At 66.2% G+C, this 17,752-nt stretch carries 17 protein-coding genes; 8 read left to right on the top strand and 9 right to left on the bottom strand.

The window, feature by feature from the left end; genetic code table 11:
- Positions 1–78: 78 nt before the first annotated feature.
- The 4 genes from ACSQ86_RS32095 to ACSQ86_RS32080 are packed head-to-tail and all read right to left on the bottom strand — an operon-like array spanning position 79 to position 3,808.
- Positions 79–831, bottom strand: coding sequence for a LamB/YcsF family protein (locus ACSQ86_RS32095; RefSeq protein WP_436307135.1), 753 nt, complete (start codon positions 829–831; stop codon positions 79–81).
- A gap of 43 nt (positions 832–874) precedes the next feature.
- The gene (locus tag ACSQ86_RS32090) at positions 875–1,888 is read right to left on the bottom strand and encodes a biotin-dependent carboxyltransferase family protein (RefSeq protein ID WP_436310482.1); all 1,014 of its coding nucleotides are present in this window, start codon (positions 1,886–1,888) and stop codon (positions 875–877) included.
- Positions 1,885–2,625 (bottom strand): 5-oxoprolinase subunit PxpB, encoded by a 741-nt coding sequence (gene pxpB / locus ACSQ86_RS32085; RefSeq protein WP_436307136.1) that lies wholly within the window; start codon positions 2,623–2,625, stop codon positions 1,885–1,887. Before pxpB ends, ACSQ86_RS32090 begins: the two co-directional genes overlap by 4 nt.
- A gap of 28 nt (positions 2,626–2,653) precedes the next feature.
- On the bottom strand, positions 2,654–3,808 hold the full coding sequence (locus ACSQ86_RS32080; protein WP_436310481.1) for a pyridoxal phosphate-dependent aminotransferase: 1,155 nt from the start codon (positions 3,806–3,808) through the stop codon (positions 2,654–2,656).
- A gap of 439 nt (positions 3,809–4,247) precedes the next feature.
- Between ACSQ86_RS32080 and ACSQ86_RS32075 the strand changes: the two genes are divergently transcribed.
- From ACSQ86_RS32075 to ACSQ86_RS32040, 8 genes are all read left to right on the top strand, one after another.
- Entirely contained in the window at positions 4,248–5,297 is a 1,050-nt protein-coding gene (locus ACSQ86_RS32075) for an ABC transporter substrate-binding protein (protein ID WP_093110493.1), read from the top strand.
- Between the two features lie 10 nt (positions 5,298–5,307).
- On the top strand, positions 5,308–7,014 hold the full coding sequence (locus ACSQ86_RS32070) for an ABC transporter permease subunit (RefSeq protein ID WP_436307138.1): 1,707 nt from the start codon (positions 5,308–5,310) through the stop codon (positions 7,012–7,014).
- 1 nt (position 7,015) lies between these two features.
- Positions 7,016–8,062, top strand: coding sequence for an ABC transporter ATP-binding protein (locus ACSQ86_RS32065; protein WP_093110495.1), 1,047 nt, complete (start codon positions 7,016–7,018; stop codon positions 8,060–8,062).
- Positions 8,063–8,117: 55 nt separating this feature from the next.
- Complete coding sequence (locus tag ACSQ86_RS32060; RefSeq protein ID WP_093110496.1) at positions 8,118–8,864, top strand: GntR family transcriptional regulator; 747 nt, start codon at positions 8,118–8,120, stop codon at positions 8,862–8,864.
- Between the two features lie 58 nt (positions 8,865–8,922).
- Positions 8,923–9,903 carry a dihydrodipicolinate synthase family protein gene (locus ACSQ86_RS32055; RefSeq protein WP_436307755.1) on the top strand — a complete coding sequence of 327 codons (981 nt, stop codon included), beginning with the start codon at positions 8,923–8,925 and terminating at the stop codon, positions 9,901–9,903.
- A gap of 14 nt (positions 9,904–9,917) precedes the next feature.
- Positions 9,918–11,384, top strand: coding sequence for an N-acyl-D-amino-acid deacylase family protein (locus ACSQ86_RS32050; protein ID WP_436307139.1), 1,467 nt, complete (start codon positions 9,918–9,920; stop codon positions 11,382–11,384).
- Between the two features lie 346 nt (positions 11,385–11,730).
- A complete protein-coding gene (locus ACSQ86_RS32045; protein WP_436307140.1) occupies positions 11,731–12,693 on the top strand; it encodes a hypothetical protein in 963 nt (320 codons plus the stop codon).
- A gap of 44 nt (positions 12,694–12,737) precedes the next feature.
- Entirely contained in the window at positions 12,738–13,154 is a 417-nt protein-coding gene (locus ACSQ86_RS32040; protein WP_093110552.1) for an MAPEG family protein, read from the top strand.
- On the opposite strand, the gene ACSQ86_RS32035 is transcribed toward ACSQ86_RS32040, so the two are convergent.
- Genes ACSQ86_RS32035 through ACSQ86_RS32015 form a run of 5 tightly spaced genes read right to left on the bottom strand, consistent with a single transcriptional unit; the run spans position 13,111 to position 17,740 of the window.
- Entirely contained in the window at positions 13,111–14,124 is a 1,014-nt protein-coding gene (locus ACSQ86_RS32035) for an AraC family transcriptional regulator (RefSeq protein WP_436307142.1), read from the bottom strand. The two genes, ACSQ86_RS32040 and ACSQ86_RS32035, sit on opposite strands and share 44 nt — an antisense overlap.
- 41 nt (positions 14,125–14,165) lie before the next feature.
- Positions 14,166–14,297: a hypothetical protein gene (locus ACSQ86_RS32030; RefSeq protein WP_280142677.1), complete on the bottom strand. Its 132-nt coding sequence runs from the start codon at positions 14,295–14,297 to the stop codon at positions 14,166–14,168.
- A complete protein-coding gene (locus ACSQ86_RS32025) occupies positions 14,290–15,135 on the bottom strand; it encodes a ChbG/HpnK family deacetylase (protein WP_436310480.1) in 846 nt (281 codons plus the stop codon). The genes ACSQ86_RS32030 and ACSQ86_RS32025 overlap by 8 nt, the downstream gene beginning before the upstream one ends.
- Positions 15,132–16,697, bottom strand: a complete 1,566-nt coding sequence (locus ACSQ86_RS32020; RefSeq protein ID WP_436310479.1) for a glycosyltransferase family 39 protein — start codon at positions 16,695–16,697, stop codon at positions 15,132–15,134. The genes ACSQ86_RS32025 and ACSQ86_RS32020 overlap by 4 nt, the downstream gene beginning before the upstream one ends.
- On the bottom strand, positions 16,694–17,740 hold the full coding sequence (locus ACSQ86_RS32015; protein WP_436307145.1) for a glycosyltransferase family 2 protein: 1,047 nt from the start codon (positions 17,738–17,740) through the stop codon (positions 16,694–16,696). The genes ACSQ86_RS32020 and ACSQ86_RS32015 overlap by 4 nt, the downstream gene beginning before the upstream one ends.
- Positions 17,741–17,752: the final 12 nt, after the last annotated feature.

Here is a 17,752-nt window from a genome sequence, read left to right as displayed (position 1 = left end):
GCATAGAGGCATGGGGTTACACAAGCGCGCGCACCGGTGATCGGGCGCGCGACATTCCGGACAAGGGCTTCGAGGCGCTCACGTCGCCGCGATGGCGATACCGTCGGCCAGTAGCGCAGCACGGATTTGCTCTGCGAAAACGACGGCGCCGGGCTGGTCGCCGTGGATGCAGAGCGTGTCGGCGGCGACCGGCACGTCCACACCGTTCACGGAACGCACGACACCGTCCAGCACCATGCGCCGGACCTGCGCAATGGCCTGTTCGACGTCCTCGATCATGGCGCCCGGCCTGGATCGCGGCGTCAGGGTGCCGTCGTCCTGGTAGCTGCGGTCCGCAAAGACTTCGAACCGGACCGTGAGCCCCTTGTCGCGCGCCGCCTGCGCAATGTTCTTGTTCGCCACGAAGAGCTGCAGCGCCGGATTGAAATCGAACACCGCCTGCGCCACCGCCTCGGCGAGTGCCGGCTGCTGCACGGTCATGTTGTAGAGGGCCCCGTGCGTCTTGACGTGATGCAGGGTTGCACCCTGGGACTGGGCAACGCCCTGGAGCGCACCGACCTGGTAGATGACCAGCGAATAGACCTCGCTCGGCGACATCTCCATCGCCCGTCGACCGAAGCCCTGGCGGTCGGGCAGGCCGGGATGGGCACCCAGCGCCACACCGTTGGCTATGGCGGCCCGCACTGTTTTTAGCATCGTGTCGGGGTCGCTCGCGTGAAAGCCGCAGGCGATGTTCGCGGAGGTCACGTGCGGGAGGATCCGGAGATCCTGTCCCATGACCCAGGGGCCGAAGCTCTCGCCCATGTCGCAGTTGATGTCGATGGATGGCATGAATGGATTCCTTGTGGGTGAAGCGGTTAGCGAGATGCAGCGGTCAGGTCAACGCCCGTCCGGCCGCCTCGCGCACCAACGCCAGTTGGTCTTCGACCAGCAGCCAGGCGTGCTCGGCGGCCTGCTGATCGATCGGGGTGAAGCGAATGGAGGCGCCGGGCAGCGCTTGAGCCAAGGCAGGCAGGTCGGCACTGGCGACATAGGCGATCTTGGGGTAGCCGCCCGCGCTCTGCCGGTCAGCCATCAGGACGATCGGCTGGCCGTTGGGAGGCACCTGCACCGTGCCGAAGCTCGTGGCCTCGGAGATCATCTCGAGCGGTCGCGACAGGACAATATCGGCCCCTTCGAGCCGGTAGCCCATCCGATCGGATTTCGAGGAAATCGTGAACGGCGTGCGCACGAACCGGTCGCGCGCTTCCTCCGAAAAATCCTGCCATTGCGGGCCCGGGATGAAGCGCAGGCCTTCGAGCGCCGCCGACGGCGGTTCCGCGTCGACGCATGCCGCCGTCACGAACGGCAAGCCGCTCTGCACCAGCGTGCGTTCCAGCGCCAGCGTGGGGTCGGCCCTGCGCGGGCGCGCCACGGGCACGCGGTCGTCCTTGCGCAACGCCCGCCCCTCGTGGCCGCCGAAAGCGCCCGGCCGATAGGTGCTGCGGCTGCCGAGCACCGGCGCCGTCGCGAAGCCGCCGCGCACCGCCAGGTACATGCGTGCGCCACGCGTGCGTTCACCGAACTCCAGCGTGACGCCACGGCGCAGTAGCACCGCGCAATTCATGGGAACCGACCGGCCCGCGGCCGTGATCCTGACGCGAGCGCCGCAGATGGCCAGCAGCATGTCGCAGGAAAACTGGACGCTGGGACCGGTCAGCGTGCACTCCAGCGTTGCCGCGTCGTCTTCATTGCCGACGAGCATGTTCGCCGTGCGATGCGACCACTCGTCCATCGCGCCGGTGACCGGCACGCCGAGGTGCTGATGCCCGACGCGCCCCTGATCCTGCAGAACCGAGAACATTCCAGGCCGCAACACCAGCATGTGCGCCACGGATGCCCGGGTCATGGCGGCCGCTCCTGCATCCGCTCCAGTTCGGACGCCGAGATCGGATAGAAGCGCACCCGCGCGCCCTGCGGCATCCTCGTGGGTGGGGTCTTCGTCACGTCGAACAGGTCCCAAGGCGTCCGTGCGATCACGTTCCAGCCCCCTGGCAGCGCCATCTGGTAAATGGAGGAGATGCCATTGGCGATGGCGACCGACCCCGCCTCCACGCGCAGGCGCGGCGTGCTGCGGCGAGGCACATTCAGCCGCGGGTCGAGGGGGCCGAAGAAGGGGTTGCCGGGCGCGAAAAAGTAGGCGTAGAGCGACAGCGGCGTTCCCGAATGCAGGGCGATGACCTCTTCGGCCGTCAGGCCGCAATGGCGGGCCACGTCGTCCAGGTCCGGACCGTAGTCGCCGCCGTAGCAGGCGGGAATCTCGATCACCTCCTCGTTGACCGGCAGCTCGGGAACGCGGCCTGCGAGGAGTTGCTCCACCAGGCGCGTCAATTGAGACGATGCCACGCCCTGCCGGCGATCGAACGCGAGTGGCCGGTAGTGCAACGCGACGGTAGTGAATGCGGGCACGACATCGACGACGCCGGGCAGTTGCGCCGACGACAGGTGTGCGGCCACCGCCTGCACGGTCCGGCTGGTGTCGGCGCCGACGCGGTCGCCCAGGCGCACCTGCAGGCAGCGGTCGCCCACGGGTTCGATCCGCCATCCCGAGATGGAAAGCGACGGTGTCTTGGAAGAAGTTCTCATGATGTCTGTGGCTGTGCAGCGCCCTCGCTCAGGCCTGAACCAGTCGGCCGCAGGCAGTGACGATGCGTTCGCAAGCCGTCTGCAAGCGGTCCTCCGACACCGCATAGGCGAAACGCAGGTAAGAAGCCAGGCCGAATGCAGAGCCCGGGACGCACGCCACGCCCGCGCTGTGCAGCAGATAGTGGGCGAGGTCGGCATCGCTGTCGATGGTTCGACCCTCCGGCGTGCGCATTCTGATGGCGCCAGCGCAGTCGGCGCACAGGTAGAAGGCCGCCGGCGGTGTATCGACCCGCAGCATCGGACTGGCGGCCGCCAGCAGCTCGACCGCCAGATCGCGCCGCCCACGCAACCGGCTGCGCCATGTGTCCAGAAAATCCCTCGGCCCCTCGAGTGCGGCCGTTGCCGCGACCTGGCTGACCGCGCTCGGATTGCTGGTGCTCTGAGACTGGAGGAGCTCCAGTGCCTTGATCAGCCATGCAGGCCCGCCCGCATAGCCCAACCGCCACCCCGTCATCGCGAAGGCCTTGGACACGCCGTTGACGGTCAGTGTCCGATCGATCATGTCGGGCGAGGCCTGCGCAAACGACTGAAAGACGCCATCGAACACGATCTCTTCGTAGATGTCGTCGGAAATCACCAGCACCCGTGGATGGCCGCGCAACACGTCCGCCAGCGCGCGCAGTTCATCGGCCGTGTAGAGCGCACCCGATGGATTGCACGGTGAATTGAGCACGAGCCATCGGGTGCGCGGCGTGATCGCGCCCGACAGCATCTTCGGCGTCAACTTGAAACCGTTGGCGCTGCCCGTCGTCAGCACGACCGGCTCGCCGCCGGCGATGCGCACCATCTCCGAGTACGACACCCAATAGGGCGCAACCATGATGGCCTCATCGCCCGCATCGATGGTCGCCAGCATGGCGTTGAACAGGAGCTGCTTGGCGCCGGTTGCGGCCATCACCTGCGTGCTGTCGTAGTGCAGGCCGTTGTCTTGGCGGAACTTGCGGACGATGGCCGCCTTGAGCTGCGGCGTGCCGCCCACGTTGGTGTAGCGGGTGTGCCCTTGCTGGATGCCGGCGATCGCGGCCTGTTGGATATGGAGCGGTGTGTCGAAGTCCAGTTCGCCTTCGCTCAGGCTGATGACGTCTCGGCCTTCAGCAAGCAGCCGGCGGGCGGCTTCGGCCATGGCGCCGGTGGCCGACGGCTTCGCCACAAGCATGCGTGCGGACAGGTGACTGTGAACGGACGGACCTGGAAATTCGTGGCGTGAGTTCATGGTAGCGGACGGAAACAAAGGCGACTCGAACGCACCAGGACTAGCGATCGACTTTGGTGCGCGCACAGCAAGACGGTGCACGAAATGCCAGGAGCCAGTCGTCAAACTGGCGCGCGGCAGCGCTCAAGTCGTCCTGACGCAGCGGCTGCCCTGCGCATGTCCAGAAGGCAAGCGCTCCTGCGTTTCCCTTGGATAGACATCTGCGTCGCATCCTGCATTTCGGTCTTCGGTTCTGGTTCATTTTTAAGTTTGGTATGCCATTGGCATGCAACATGCATGCCACGGAGCAGGCCCGGCAATCCGCACCGATTGCCGCCGTATTCGTAACCTGTACCAATCGGAGAGAGAGATGAAAAGTAAGTTGCTGACGATGGGCCGCATCGTGATCGCGACCGCGGTCCTGCTGGCTGGCGCCGCGCAAGCCGCCGAACTGAATTTCGCGAGTTGGGGTGGCGCCTACCAAGGCGCGATCCGCGACGCGTGGCTCAAGCCCTTCGCCAAGGAAACCGGCATCAAGGTGACCGAGGACACCGATCCGCAGGTCGCGAAGATCCGCGCCATGATCGACACCAAGACCGTCGCCTGGGACGTAGTCACGGAGAACAGCGCCCGCCTGACGCGCGGCATCAAGCTCGGTGTGTTCGAGAAGATCACGCCGGAAATGGTCGACCAGAAGCACGTCATTCCCGGCGCGCGCAACGAGTACGGAGTGCCCTCGGAGATCTTCTCGACGAACGTCGGCTTCTCGACCAAGGCATTCCCCGCGGGCAAGCCGCAGCCGGTCAGCTTCGCCGATTTCTGGGACGTCGTGAAATTCCCCGGCAAGCGCACGCTGCAGGACGATCCGTCCACCGTGATCGAGGCTGCACTCATCGCCGACGGCGTCGCGCCCGGGGATGTCTACAAGGTGCTGTCCACGCCCGCAGGCATCGACCGCGCGATGAAGCAGATCGAGAAGATCAAGCCGCACGTGGCCATGTGGTGGAAGAACGGCGCCGAGCCGGTCAACGCACTGGGCAGCGGCGAGGTGGTGATGGCGCTGGGCTGGAACGGCCGCTTCCAGGCCGGCATGGATTCGGGCCTTCCGATCCAGATGGGCTGGGGCAATGCGGTGGCGCAGGTCGGCTACTTCGCGCTGGTCAAGGGCGCACCGAACCGGGCCGAAGCCATCAAGCTGATGAACTACATCACCGCGCCGAAGAACCAGGCCGAGTTCAGCAAGTACATCGCCTACGGCCCGACGACCGAAGCGGCATTCCCGCTGATCGACGACGCGCGCAAGCAGCGCCTGCCTTCGACGCCGGAACGCCTGAAGTCCGCGCTCTTCATGGATTCGGAGTTCTGGGACAAGAACGGCCCGGCCATCACCGAGCGCTACAACCAGATCCGCGCACGCTGACCCCTGCATCATGGCAAGCACCGCCCTTCCCCTTCCCCACGCCGCGACGCCGCCCGCGGCGATTCCCGCGCGGCGTGGCTGGAACCGCGCTGCGGTGTTCGCCGTGCTGCCGCTGCTGGTGTTCCTCCTGTTGGCCTTCGTCGGACCGATCGCGGGCTTGCTCAAGGAGGGTTTCCTTCGCGACGGCGCGCTCACGCTCGCCAACTACCACCATCTGCTAGACACGCCGATCTACCGGATCGTGCTGGGCAACACCTTCACCATCGCCGCCGCGGTGACCCTGTCGTGCATCGTGATGAGCTACCCGTTGGCCTACCTGATGGCCACGGTGCGACCGGGCGTCGCGCGGCTGCTGTTCTTCGCCGTCCTGCTGCCGTTCTGGTCGAGTGCGCTCGTGCGCACCTCGGCATGGATCGCGCTGCTGGGCAAGAACGGGCCGCTGAATACATTGCTCACGACTGTTGGCATCCTCGATGAGCCGATGGCGTTCCTCTACAACTTCACCGGCGTGATGATCGGGATGACGCACGTGCTGATGCCGTTCGTGGTCCTGCCGCTCTACGCCGCGTTCCGCGCCATGGACACCACGCTCGTGCAGGCCGCGCAGAGCCTCGGGGCGAGTTCGGTGGGCATCTTCCGCCACGTGGTACTGCCCTTGACCAGCCCGGGCGTGGTGGCCGGCGGCATCATCGTTTTCATGAACGCGGTGGGCTACTACATCACGCCGTCGCTCATGGGGGGGCCCGCCCAGCGCATGGTGGCGGAGCTAATTTCGCACAACATCTCGGAAGAGCTGAACTGGGGACTGGCGGCCGCACTGGCCGCCATCTTGCTGGCAACGGTGCTGCTGTCGCTGTGGGTGTTCAACCGCATGTTCGGTCTGGACAAACTCATCAGCGGCTCGACCGGCAAGGGCAGCAGCACGCCCACGGCAGGGCGCACGCCGGGGGGCCGCGTCGCCGTCGTTGCCGGACTCGCCTGTGCCGCGTTCCTGATCCTGCCGATCCTCGTGGTGATTCCCATGAGCTTCGGCACGACCGACTTTCCGGTGTTTCCACCGCCTCAATACGGACTGCGCTGGTACGCGAATTTCTTCGAGGATTCGAAGTGGATCGGCGCGTTGTGGTCGAGCGTGCGGGTGGGGTTGACGGTGACGGTGCTGGCCACCGTGCTCGGCACTGCGGCGGCGCTGGGTGTCCACAAGATGACCTCCGCCCGCAAAGGCTGGCTCGACGCGCTGTTCGTCATCCCGATGTCGGTGCCCGCCATCATCACGGCCGTCGCCCTGTTTTATTTGACAGCGCCTCTGGGCTGGGTCGCCAACTCGGTCGCGGTCATCATCGGCCACACGGTGCTGGCGTCCCCCTATGTCTACATCACCGTGCGCGCTGCATTGCGCAGCTTCGATTCCAGCCTCGAGTTGGCCGCACTCAGCCTCGGCGCGTCGTGGCCCGCGATGTTCCGGCTGGTCATGATGCCCGCCCTCTTGCCCAGCCTCATCGGCGGTGCCGTCTTCGCTTTCGTCACCTCGTTCGACGACGTGGTGATGGCGCTCTTCCTCACCACCATCCGCAACAGGACCCTGCCCAAGCTGATGTACGAGGGCCTGGCCCACGACTTCGACCCGACCGTGATTTCCGCCTCCTGCGTGTTGATCGCAGCCACCGCCCTCATCCTGATTGCCAACCTGCTTCTCGGCAGGAAGAAAGGAGATTGACATGCCATCCAACCACCAGACATCGGGGCACTCGCCTCTCGGACTCTCCATCCGTCCCGAACGCCAGGGCAAGGACGTCGCGCTCAGCGGCATCCGCAAGGTCTACAAGGATGTCGTCGCCCTGCCGGAGGTCAGCCTGGCCGTGGAGCGCGGCGAGTTCTGCACGCTGCTCGGTGCTTCCGGCTCGGGCAAGACGACCCTGCTGAAGATCATCGCCGGCTTCGAGGCGCCGGACGCCGGCAGCGTGCGCATTGCCGGCCGTGACGTGACCCGCATGCCCATCGCCGAGCGCAACATCGGCATGGTGTTCCAGAACTATGCGTTGTTTCCGCACATGTCTGTGTTCGACAACGTCTCCTTCGCGCTGCGCATGCGCCGCCTGAACCCGCACGACATCCGCCGCCGCGTCGCAGAGGCACTGGAGCTGGTCAGCATGGGCCCGCTCAGCGACCGCCTGCCTCGCGAACTCTCGGGCGGCCAGCAGCAGCGCGCGGCCCTGGCTCGCGCCCTGGTCTTCACGCCTGACATCCTGCTGATGGACGAGCCCCTCGGCGCGCTCGACAAGAACCTGCGCCAGGCGATTCAGTTGCAACTGAAGAAGCTCCACCACGACCTGGGGCTGACCGTCGTCTTCGTGACACACGACCAGGACGAGGCGATGAACCTGTCCGACCGGATCGTGATCATGGACCAGGGGCGCATCGTTCAGACCGGCGCGCCCGAAACGCTCTACCGCGCCCCGGACTCGGCTTTCGTTGCGGGTTTCCTTGGCGAGTGCAATTTCATCGACCAGACCAGCCGCACGCTCGCCGTGCGACCGGAAAACGTCCGCCTGGGCGCACAGCTCGGTGCCGATGACATCCGGCACGAAGGACGGGTCCTGACCTCGACTTTCTGCGGCCTTCACTGGAAGGTGTTCATCGAGTCCCTCGGCCGAACCGTGGTCGCCTATGCGCCCGCCGGCGTCACCGGCGCGGACCGTACGCCGGGCCAGTCCGTGGCGTGGGGATTTCGGGCCACGGATGCGATGGAGTTCGCCGCTGCGTGAGCGGCCGCAGCGCCTCCACCAGTTCCTCATTTCAACTCTTTCAGCTGAAACCAACATGATCTCGCTCACCAAGACAAGCCCGACGGTCGGTGCCTCCTCGGCGTCGGACGCAGAGTCGGATCTCGAAGCGCTTGAACCCAGCCTTACCGCCGCCGTCTCCGACACCGCCGACGGCGTCGATCTGGCGGGGGACGCCTACCGCATCTTGCTGGAGATGATTCAGCTCGGCCGTCTGCCGATGGACAAGCCGCTGCAGGAACGCACCCTGGCCGCGACCCTCGGCATCTCGCGGACACCGCTGCGCGAGGCGATGAGCCGGCTGATCGGCGGGGGCTTCGCCATCCGCACACCTCGAGGTCAATTGATGGTGCGCGAACCCACCCTGCGCCAATACCTCCAGATTCTCCAGATACGCGTGTTGCTCGAGGGTGAAACCGCGGCCGCCGCGGCCACACGGCTCGACGTTCAGCAAGCAAAGCAGATCCTGGCGCAAGTCCAGGCGCTCCTGGTCGCGCGAAACACCTCCAAGGAAGAGAACCACCGCATCGACAACCTGGTGCACGACACGATCGCCATGGCGAGCGGCAACCCGCTGATGGCCCAGACGGTTCACGATCTGCGCATCAAGGCGCGGTGTTTCGACCAGAACGCCGCCCCCGAGCGTTTTGCCCCGAGTTGCCAGGAGCACATGGCCATCCTGCAGGCCATCATCGATCGCGACCCCGACCAGGCCCGTGCCGCGATGCAACAGCACCTGGAAAACGCCCGAACAGGCCACGTGGCCCGCCACACCAGCATCTAGCCCGTCCGCAGCCTTGGCAAGCGCCTCTTCGGCAAGCCTGATCCTTCATCGCATATTCATGACATCCGACTCCCGCATTCACGCACGCTCTTCCGGTGTGTTCATCATTTCCGCCACGCCTTTCAGCGACGACGGCGCGCTCGACCTCCAAAGCACCGACACCCTCGTCGATTTCTACCTGGGCCACGGCGTCTCCGGCATGACGATCCTCGGCATGATGGGCGAGGCCCCGAAGCTGACCGAGGAAGAGTCGCTGACCTTCACCCGTCGCGTACTACAGCGCGTAGCGGGCCGGGTTCCGGTGGTCGTCGGCGTGAGCCACGCATCGAACCAGCACGTGGATCGCCTGGCCAAATCGGCCATGGACCTCGGCGCTGCCGGCGTGATGCTGGCCCCCGCACCCAACCTGAAGATCGATGACCAGGTTCATGGCTACTACGCCACCGTCGCGCGCATGCTTGGCGCCGACGTGCCGATCTGCCTGCAGGATTTTCCGCAGTCCACCGGCGTCTACACCTCGGTCGACGTCGTCAACCGGCTGGTCGACGAGTTTCCGCAAGTGGTGATGTTCAAGCACGAAGACCTGCCCGGCCTGCGCAAGCTGACGCAGATACGTTCGCAGGCAGAGTCCGCAGGCCGCCGCCGCATCAGTATCCTGGTCGGCAATGGCGGGCTGTTTTTGCCCCAGGAATTGCTGCGCGGCGCGGACGGTGCCATGACCGGATTCGCCTATCCCGAAATGCTCGTGCAGGTCTGCGCGCTGTTCGCGCAGGGCCGGCAGGAAGCGGCCGAGGATCTGTTCGACGCCTACCTTCCCTTGCTGCGGCACGAGTTTCAGTACGGCATCGGCCTCGCGCTGCGCAAGGAGACGCTGCGCCTGCGCGGCGCCATCCGCAGTGCGGCGGTCCGTAAACCCGGTCCGGTGCTCGATGCCACCGACCATGCCGAGCTGCGCAGACTGATCGGGCGCCTGCAGCGGCGGCTCGGCACATCCGCACCCCCGGTGCAAAGCGGCGTCGACGCCGCGCTGGCAGCTTGAAAGGAAGACGCAGAATGGAACTCACACTCTGCGTTTCAGGCGCCACCGTGGTCGACGGCAGCGGCCAACCGGGCTTCGTGATGGACGTGGGCATTGCCGGCGGTCGCATCGTCGCGATGGGCGATCTGTCGGACACGCCGGCACGCGAGCGCCTTGCGGCCGCCGGGCGGGTACTGGCGCCCGGCTTCATCGATGTACACACCCACGATGACCGCGCGCTGCTGACACCCGGCGCGATGACGGCCAAGCTCTCACAGGGCGTGACGACGGTGGTGACCGGCAACTGCGGCCTGAGCCTGGCGCCCAGCCGCATCCGCGGCGTCATTCCGCCGCCGCTCGATCTGATCGCAAACCACGAATGGCTCAGGTTTCCGGCATTCGCCAACTATCTGCGAGCGCTCGAGTCGGAAGGCACGGCCGTCAACGCGGTCTGCCTCGTGGGCCACCTGACGCTGCGAGCCAACGTGATGGACGACTTGGAGCGTGCCGCCACACCCGCCGAATGCACGGCGATGCAAACGCTGTTGGCCGATGCCTTGGACGCCGGAGCGTTCGGCCTGTCCACCGGCACCTTCTACCCACCAGCCCGACACGCCAGCACCGACGAGATCGTTGCTGTGGGCGAGCCACTGCGCGCCCACGGCGCGCTGTACGCGACCCACATGCGCAACGAGGCCGAGAAGGTCATCGATGCGCTGGACGAGACCTTCGAGATCGGCCGCCGCCTGGGCGTTCGGGTCCTGATCTCGCACCACAAGCTGGCGGGTGTCGCCAACCACGGTCGTTCCATCGAGACCTTGAAGCGCATCGCCGCCGCGATGGAGCATCAACCGGTGTCGCTGGATTGTTATCCATACAACGCCTCGTCCACCGTGCTGCGGCCGGAATTCGTGGCGCGCGCCTCGTCCGTGCTCGTCAGCTGGTCCGGCCCCCATCCCGAGCATGCAGGACGCACGCTGGCCGATATCGCTCGCGATCTGGGTTGCAGTGACGAGGAGGCCGCCGCCCGACTGATGCCGGCCGGCGCAATCTACTTCATGATGGATGAGACCGATGTGCGTCGCATCCTGGCGTTCCCCAAGACGCTGATCGGCTCCGACGGCATGCCGCACGACGAGCACCCACACCCGCGCCTCTGGGGCACCTTTCCCCGGGTGCTCGGCCACTATGCGCGTGAAGAACATCTGTTCAGCCTGGAGACGGCCGTCGCCAAGATGAGCGGCCTGACCGCCGAGGAACTGGGCTTGCCGGGCCGCGGCCGCATTGCCGTCGGTCACGCAGCCGACCTGGTTCTGCTCGACCCGCTCACCGTCGGCGATCGCGCCACGTTCGAACAGCCGCGCGAGCTGTCGTCGGGCATCGATCGCGTCTGGGTCAACGGGCGACTCGCCTTTGCCGACGGGTCGGTGCAAGACGAAAAGGCCGGCCAGGTCGTCCGGCGCACACCGATCGCGATGACACAGGAGACATGTCTGCAGTAGGCGCACGATCGCCCTAGGCGGCTCATACGGTTCTGGTGCAAAGATTGGTTCTGGTGCAAATCAAGCGTCTCCGTACGCCGTCACGCCGACCGAAGGCGGCTTTGCAGTACGAGAGCAGTCAATCACCTCTGGTCTGCGAATCACCGACCCGGCCAGGAAAGAGTCCTTCAGGACCGGCTCCTTCCCGGCGAACCCCGCCCGAGGGAGGACTGCGCGGCGAATCGCGTGTGCGCCGGTACGTGCATGCTCGGATCACCGGGCAAGATTTGCGGACGCGTGGCCCGACTTGATTCACGTCGCGCTTCGATCATTGACGCTCCTTCAACGAACATTGAAAGAGGCAATCATGCAAAGCGCCCCCTCCGCGACCCAGTACTCGAAGGTCATCGCGAATTCCAAACGCGTCCGCTGGGACATCGACAACGACGTCATCCGTCGCCGGCGATTCGATCTCGAGAAGACGTTCCTGCCGGCCGGCCTGTCACTGGTGAACGAGCTGGATTTCATGACGTCCGATGACCGGCGCCTGCTGAGCCAGGTGCAGGGTCGAAGCTACGCCTACATCTTCGGCCTGGTGGAGCGTTTCATCGGCGCCAAGGTGCTCGAGATCAGCCGGCAGCACGCGCTCGGCGACCAGGTGGCCCTGGAGGCCCTGGTCCGCATGGCCGACGAGGAGCTGAAGCACCAGGAGCTGTTCCGGCGCATGGAAACGATGATGGCCGCCGACATGCCGGCGGGATACGTGGCAACGGCCGAACCCAACGCCGTCGCGACAGCCGTGCTGAGCAAGAGCACCTGGTCGGTCCTTGCGCTGACACTGGACATCGAGCTCTTCACGTTGGCCCACTATCGCGCCAGCATCGAGCCGCAGGACGACCTGTGCGAGCTGTGGAAAGACGTCTTCCTGGCCCACTGGAAAGAGGAGTCGCAGCACGCGGTGCTGGACGAGCTCGAGTTCCTTCGCGAGGACGCGCGCCTGAACGCCGCCGAACGCGACGCGGCCGTCGGCGACCTGATCGACCTGGTCGTGGCGGTCGACGGCATTCTCCTGGCTCAGGCGCGCGCCGATGCGACCTACTTCGAGTCGATCGCGGGCAAGCGCTACGCCGATGCGCAACGCACCGCCATCGGCGAGGGGATCCTGAAGGCGTATCGCTGGCAGTACATCGTGTCGGGCGTGACGGAGCCGCGCTTCCAGAAGGTCCTCTTCCGCGTTCTCGATGACAGACAGGCTGCCCGGGTGACGGATGCGCTCCAGCCGCTGCTCTATGCGGTGCCCGCCCGATCGCCCGCGGTGCCCTGCAAGTAGGGCATCGCCATGCCCACCAGGGCATGCAAGTGGAGGCCGAGAACATGCTGCCCGAGCTGATGCTGCTGGGTTTCGCCGCCTGGACCCTGGTCCTCCTGCTCGCCACCGTGGGCGCCTACCGATTGAGCCGGGTCCTTCGTGGTCGGGCGGGAATGAGCGAATTCAGGGCCGACCATGTCGAGGGGCAGGACTGGTACCTGCGCTCGATGCGCGCACATGCGAACTGCGTCGAGAACCTGCCGGTTTTCGCCGTGCTGGTCTATGCATTGCGCACCTTCGGCATCGCCGATCCGACAGTGGATCCCCTGTGCGTCGTCATCCTGGCGGCGCGGATCCCCCAGTCGCTGGTCCACGTCTGCTTCGCCCAGACGGATCGAGTCGTGTCGGTGCGCTTCGCGTTCTTTCTTGTTCAGTTCCTCAGCTTCTGCGTGCTGATCGCACTGATCGTTTTCCGTCGTTGACCTCAGTCGGACTCTGGAGGCTGTTCTCGCGGCGCCAGGATGCCGGGGGCATGCCGAACTCGCGCTTGAAGGCGCGGCTGAAAGCGGCATCGGTTTCGTAGCCGACTTCCAGCGCGATATGCATCATGCTCAAGGCGTTGCGCCGCAGCAGGTTCGACGCGAGCGCCATGCGCCACTTGCCGAGATATTGGATAGGGGGCTGTCCGACATAGTGGGCAAATTTCTCGGCGAGAACCGAGCGCGATGTTCCGGCCTCGCGCGCAAGGCTTTCGAGCGTCCATGGATACGCCGGCTTCTCGTGCATGAGGGCGAGGCATTTGCCGACGACGCGATCACGCAAGCCCGCGAACCAACCGGTCTGGCCCTCGGACATCTGGGAGATGTACCGGCGCAATGTCTCGACCACCAGCACCTCGGACAACTTGGCCAGCACGCCTTCGCCACCGGGTTGCGTGGAAGTGGCCTCCGCCACCGCATAAACGAAGGAACGCTCCACCCAGTCGGTCTTTTCGTCCCTCCTGAGGCTGACCGTCAGCACTCTGGGCAGCGTTGCCAGGACCGGCCGACACAGGATGGGATCGCATGACAGATAGCCGCAGATGAAGCGGGTTGGCTCGCCGCCGCCGCCCAGCTGCAGTTCGTCGGGCCTCTCGCGCAACAGCGCTCGCACATCGAGCAGCGGCCCGGGCTCGTCCATCCCGGACGAGGCCATCGTGTGGGCATCGCCATGCGGAAACAGGATGATGTCGCCGGCTTGCAGGTGAAGCGGCGGCATGCCGTCGAGTTTCACGGTGCACGAACCGTCCACGAAGAGATGGTAGAAGAGCAGACGCTGGGATCCCGCGTTGACCTGCTTGGCCACCGCCTCCGCTTCCGGGGAAGCAAAACACCATGGTGCGGTGAATCTGGCGTTGAAGAAGATCGCGCTGTTGAACTGCAGGATCTTCAAGACCTCGGACAAGGCATCCATATCGACTTCGCCTCCGCAGGAGCGTCGCCATTTGACCACTTTCACCCGCGCTTCGCGGAGTCCAATTTCAACGAGCTCGGCATCGCGGCCCCGAGGTAGTTGGCGCCGACCGGCATGAAGACCACCAGCGCCCACAGAAAAACCGCGGCCTTGACGAGCTGCGCCCTATGCATGGACCGGATCGGCGGCACGCGACAAGTGCGAAAGAGGACGCAGGAACACGACCCCGGCCGCGGTCATCATCGGAAAGGCGATCGCGCTCAGCACCGCGTATTCGTTGCGCCGCGCCGGGCCGGCGGGAACCCAAGGCGCATCGCCGAGCGAGGGATGGCACACCAGCACGTCGCCCGTGCGGCAACAGTCGATCCACTGCCGCAGCCGCCCGCGGTAGACGTCGGAAGTGCCCGTGAAATCGTAGATGCCGAGCAAGGCGCGGCTGGTCGGGATGCCTCGGCGCGCCGCGAGCTCGAGCAGCCTCGCGCCGCCGAGCGCGAAGACGATGTCGGCCTTGGTCTTCGCGAAGCGTCGCGGTGCGGGCGGCGCCGTGCTGCGGACCCATGGCGCCGCCGTGCCGTAGCGGCTCGCGATCTCCTCGGTCAGCACATCGCTCACCACCGGCAGTTGATGGACATGCCGGTGCCCGTCCACGAAGGCCGGCGGTCGGCCGAGCCCGTCTTCGAAGCGCGCCAGCTGGTCCCTGATCTCGGCCCGCACGGCCGAAGGGCGAAGCAGGCGCAGATGGCTTCGGACAATCAATCCGCCCAGCCCAGGCTCGGACTGCCGGCCTTCTGGCGGAGGGCTCAGATCGAGATGGAGTCCGACCTCGATGCAGGACGGCTCGATGCCGCGCAAGCCGCGCAGGCCCACGGCCCATGCGCCGCGGCGGACCATGCAGGAAGTTGCGGAAATCTTGTGTCGCCCCGCCAGTTCGAGCACAGCCGAGTTGATGCCCTCGGTCATGCCGAAGTCGTCGGCACAGACGCAAAGGTATCGAGGTGCATGTTCGGTCATTGCGGCGCGGCGACTCCGGGTTCGTCGAGGCAGCGCCGGTCGCGCGTTGCGCTTCCGGCAAATCGCCACACGGCCGCCTCCCTGCTCACGGCGACCAGGCGGGCCTGCGCCAGCCATGGGTGGGCCAGCACGGCGTTGGACGGCCCGATCAGCCAGGTGGCGCGAGGCACGCACAGCGCATCATGAAGACGGAAGGTGTCGACCAGCAGCGTCGACCCGCGTTCGGGCTCGAAGCGGGCGGCGTCGTGGAGTTCCTTGCGCCAATCGTCGCGCCGCTCCACGACGGCCGGCGTCCAGTCGGTCGCAACCATGACCGGTTGTCGCAGTGCCCAGTTGAAGGGCAGTTCGTAGTAGTAGGCATCGAGCATCAGCACCTGGTCGCCCGGCGCCACGGCAACGTCCGCGGGAAGGCGCAGGCGATGGCCGGGCTGCACGACGTACACACTCACGAAAGCGACGGCGGCCAGGCAAAGAAGGCCGGACAGCGCGGCCGTCCAGCCCAAGGGCCGCGACAGCGGGCCCGGGCCCTTCATCGCGGCCGGCACGGCCCGCGCGATCAGGTACGCCAGCGGCGGCAGTGCAGGCAGCACATACCCGATCAGCTTGGAGCGCGGGATGGAAAAGAAGAGAACGATGCAGAGGCACCAGATCAGCATGAGCCAGTCGACGTCGGACAGCGGCGCCCTGCCCTCCCGCGCACCGCGGCGCGCCAGCGCCAGCCAACCGATCCACGGCAGCGTCAGCCCTGCGATCACCGGCAGGTAGAACCAGAACGGGTGCTCGTTGTTGAAGCCCGAGGCGGCGAAGCGCCTGAAATGCTGCGTCACGACGAAGTAGTCGAAGAAGGCCGGATAGCGCATCTGCATCACCACGAACCAGGGGCCGGCGGTCGTCAGGAACAAGGCCCACCCGGGCGGCCAGGCCATCAGCCAGGCGGCACGGGTTCGGCGCGTTGCCACGCACCAGGCAAGGAAGACCGCGCCGGGCAGCACCATGCCGATCAGGCCCTTGGCGAGCACGCCGAGCGCTGCAAAGAAGAAGGCGCCCGCCAGCGCCCCGCGCCATGCCTCGCCCTGCGCCTTGGACAAGCTCGCATGTGCCGCCAGCAGCACGGTCGCGCTGATGCAGCCCGCCACCAGCATGTCGAGGTTGGCGAACTGCGCTGCGACATAGAAGAAGGGCGTCGTGATCAGCACCAGCACGGAAAGCTTCGCGCTCGCCGCATCCGCCCAGCGGCGCAGGAACAGCAGCAGGCCGAGCGCCGCGACGGCCGCGCCGAGGATCGAAGGCAGCCGTGCCGGCCATTCGGAGGGGCCCAGCACCGCCATCGCCGCGGCGCTGATCCAGTAGAAGAGCGGCGGCTTGTGAAAGAAGGGTAAGCCGTCGAGCCGCGGCACCAGCCAGTCGCCGCTGCGCAGCATCTCGAAAGCCACGCCGGCGTAGCGCGCTTCGTCGGGCGCCATCAACGGCCGGAACCCGGCCGTGACCGCCAACCACAGGACGAAGGCCGCGAGGCCGGCAGCGGCGTGCAGAATGGCCTTGGAGTCACGGGACAGCCTCATGACTGCTGCCCGTCCAGGCCGTGGCCCAGATCCTTCTTCACCACGTAGAGCGGCCGTCCCTTCACTTCCTCGAAGATGCGCGCGACGTATTCGCCGACGATGCCGGTCGAGATCATCTGGATGCCGATGAAGAACATCAGGCTCACCACGATCGTCGTCCAGCCCGAGACGGCATTGCCTATCAGCAGGTGTTCGACGACCAGGTAGATGCCGTAGGCGAAAGCCGGTACGGCCAGCATGAGACCGACCACGCTGACCACCCGCAGGGGCCAGGTGGTGAACGAGGTCAACCCGTCGACGGCAAGATTGAACAGGCGCATCGCGTTGAAGTTGCTCTCTCCCTGCCCCCGCGGGCCGGGCGTGTAGGGCAACGCGACCGCATTGAAACCGACCCAGGCATACAGGCCTTTCATGAAGCGGGTGCGCTCCGGCAGGCTCAGCAAGGCGTCCACCACCTTGCGGTCCATCAGGCGGAAGTCTCCGGCGTCCCTGGGCAGTTCGAAGCGATGGGACGAATTCACCAGCTTGTAGAACAGGCTTGCGCCCCAGCGCTTGAGCCTGTGCTCGTCGCTGCGCTCCTGCCGCACCGTGTAGACCACGTCGGCGCCGCCCTGCCACCGGTCCAGCATGTCTGCAATCAGCGACGGCGAATGCTGCAAGTCGCCATCGAGCACGACGACGGCGTCGCCGCAGGCCGCCTCCAGCCCGGCGGTGAGCGCGGCTTCCTTGCCGAAGTTGCGCGACAGGCTGATGCACCGGAAGCCCGAGAGCTGGCACCAACCCTCGGCCACCGCGACCGTGCCGTCGGTGCTGCCATCGTCGACCACGATGATTTCCCAGGCCAGATGCGTGGCCCACAAGGCCTCTTCGAGCCTCGCAAGCAGTTCGTTGAGATTGCCTGCCTCGTTGAAACAGGGGATCACGCAGGAGATGCTGCGACCCGTCGGCACACGCACCCGGCGCTCGCCGCGCGCGGTGCTCTCGTCTTGCTGGGGACGCTCGATGTCGAGAATGTCCCCCGTCGTCTGCACGGGACCGTTCATGGCGCGTCTCCT

The sequence above is a fragment of the Variovorax sp. LjRoot130 genome, from assembly GCF_964253755.1.
In the GTDB taxonomy this organism is placed as follows: Bacteria; Pseudomonadota; Gammaproteobacteria; order Burkholderiales; family Burkholderiaceae_C; genus Variovorax.
The sequence above is the reverse complement of the archived record's forward strand: the minus strand, read 5'-3'. Positions and strand labels throughout refer to the sequence as shown.

Bases quoted from the DNA above. Each gene is read 5' to 3' on its own strand.
- ACSQ86_RS32055 (WP_436307755.1), top strand. From the start codon at position 8,923: ATGACATCCGACTCCCGCATTCACGCACGCTCTTCCGGTGTGTTCATC.
- pxpB (WP_436307136.1), bottom strand. From the start codon at position 2,625: ATGAGAACTTCTTCCAAGACACCGTCGCTTTCCATCTCGGGATGGCGG.
- ACSQ86_RS32080 (WP_436310481.1), bottom strand. From the start codon at position 3,808: ATGGCCGAAGCCGCCCGCCGGCTGCTTGCTGAAGGCCGAGACGTCATC.
- ACSQ86_RS32060 (WP_093110496.1), top strand. From the start codon at position 8,118: ATGATCTCGCTCACCAAGACAAGCCCGACGGTCGGTGCCTCCTCGGCG.
- ACSQ86_RS32050 (WP_436307139.1), top strand. From the start codon at position 9,918: ATGGAACTCACACTCTGCGTTTCAGGCGCCACCGTGGTCGACGGCAGC.
- ACSQ86_RS32070 (WP_436307138.1), top strand. From the start codon at position 5,308: ATGGCAAGCACCGCCCTTCCCCTTCCCCACGCCGCGACGCCGCCCGCG.
- ACSQ86_RS32020 (WP_436310479.1), bottom strand. From the start codon at position 16,697: ATGAGGCTGTCCCGTGACTCCAAGGCCATTCTGCACGCCGCTGCCGGC.
- ACSQ86_RS32075 (WP_093110493.1), top strand. From the start codon at position 4,248: ATGAAAAGTAAGTTGCTGACGATGGGCCGCATCGTGATCGCGACCGCG.
- ACSQ86_RS32035 (WP_436307142.1), bottom strand. From the start codon at position 14,124: ATGGATGCCTTGTCCGAGGTCTTGAAGATCCTGCAGTTCAACAGCGCG.
- ACSQ86_RS32095 (WP_436307135.1), bottom strand. From the start codon at position 831: ATGCCATCCATCGACATCAACTGCGACATGGGCGAGAGCTTCGGCCCC.
- ACSQ86_RS32045 (WP_436307140.1), top strand. From the start codon at position 11,731: ATGCAAAGCGCCCCCTCCGCGACCCAGTACTCGAAGGTCATCGCGAAT.
- ACSQ86_RS32065 (WP_093110495.1), top strand. From the start codon at position 7,016: ATGCCATCCAACCACCAGACATCGGGGCACTCGCCTCTCGGACTCTCC.
- ACSQ86_RS32040 (WP_093110552.1), top strand. From the start codon at position 12,738: ATGCTGCCCGAGCTGATGCTGCTGGGTTTCGCCGCCTGGACCCTGGTC.
- ACSQ86_RS32090 (WP_436310482.1), bottom strand. From the start codon at position 1,888: ATGACCCGGGCATCCGTGGCGCACATGCTGGTGTTGCGGCCTGGAATG.
- ACSQ86_RS32030 (WP_280142677.1), bottom strand. From the start codon at position 14,297: ATGCATAGGGCGCAGCTCGTCAAGGCCGCGGTTTTTCTGTGGGCGCTG.
- ACSQ86_RS32025 (WP_436310480.1), bottom strand. From the start codon at position 15,135: ATGACCGAACATGCACCTCGATACCTTTGCGTCTGTGCCGACGACTTC.
- ACSQ86_RS32015 (WP_436307145.1), bottom strand. From the start codon at position 17,740: ATGAACGGTCCCGTGCAGACGACGGGGGACATTCTCGACATCGAGCGT.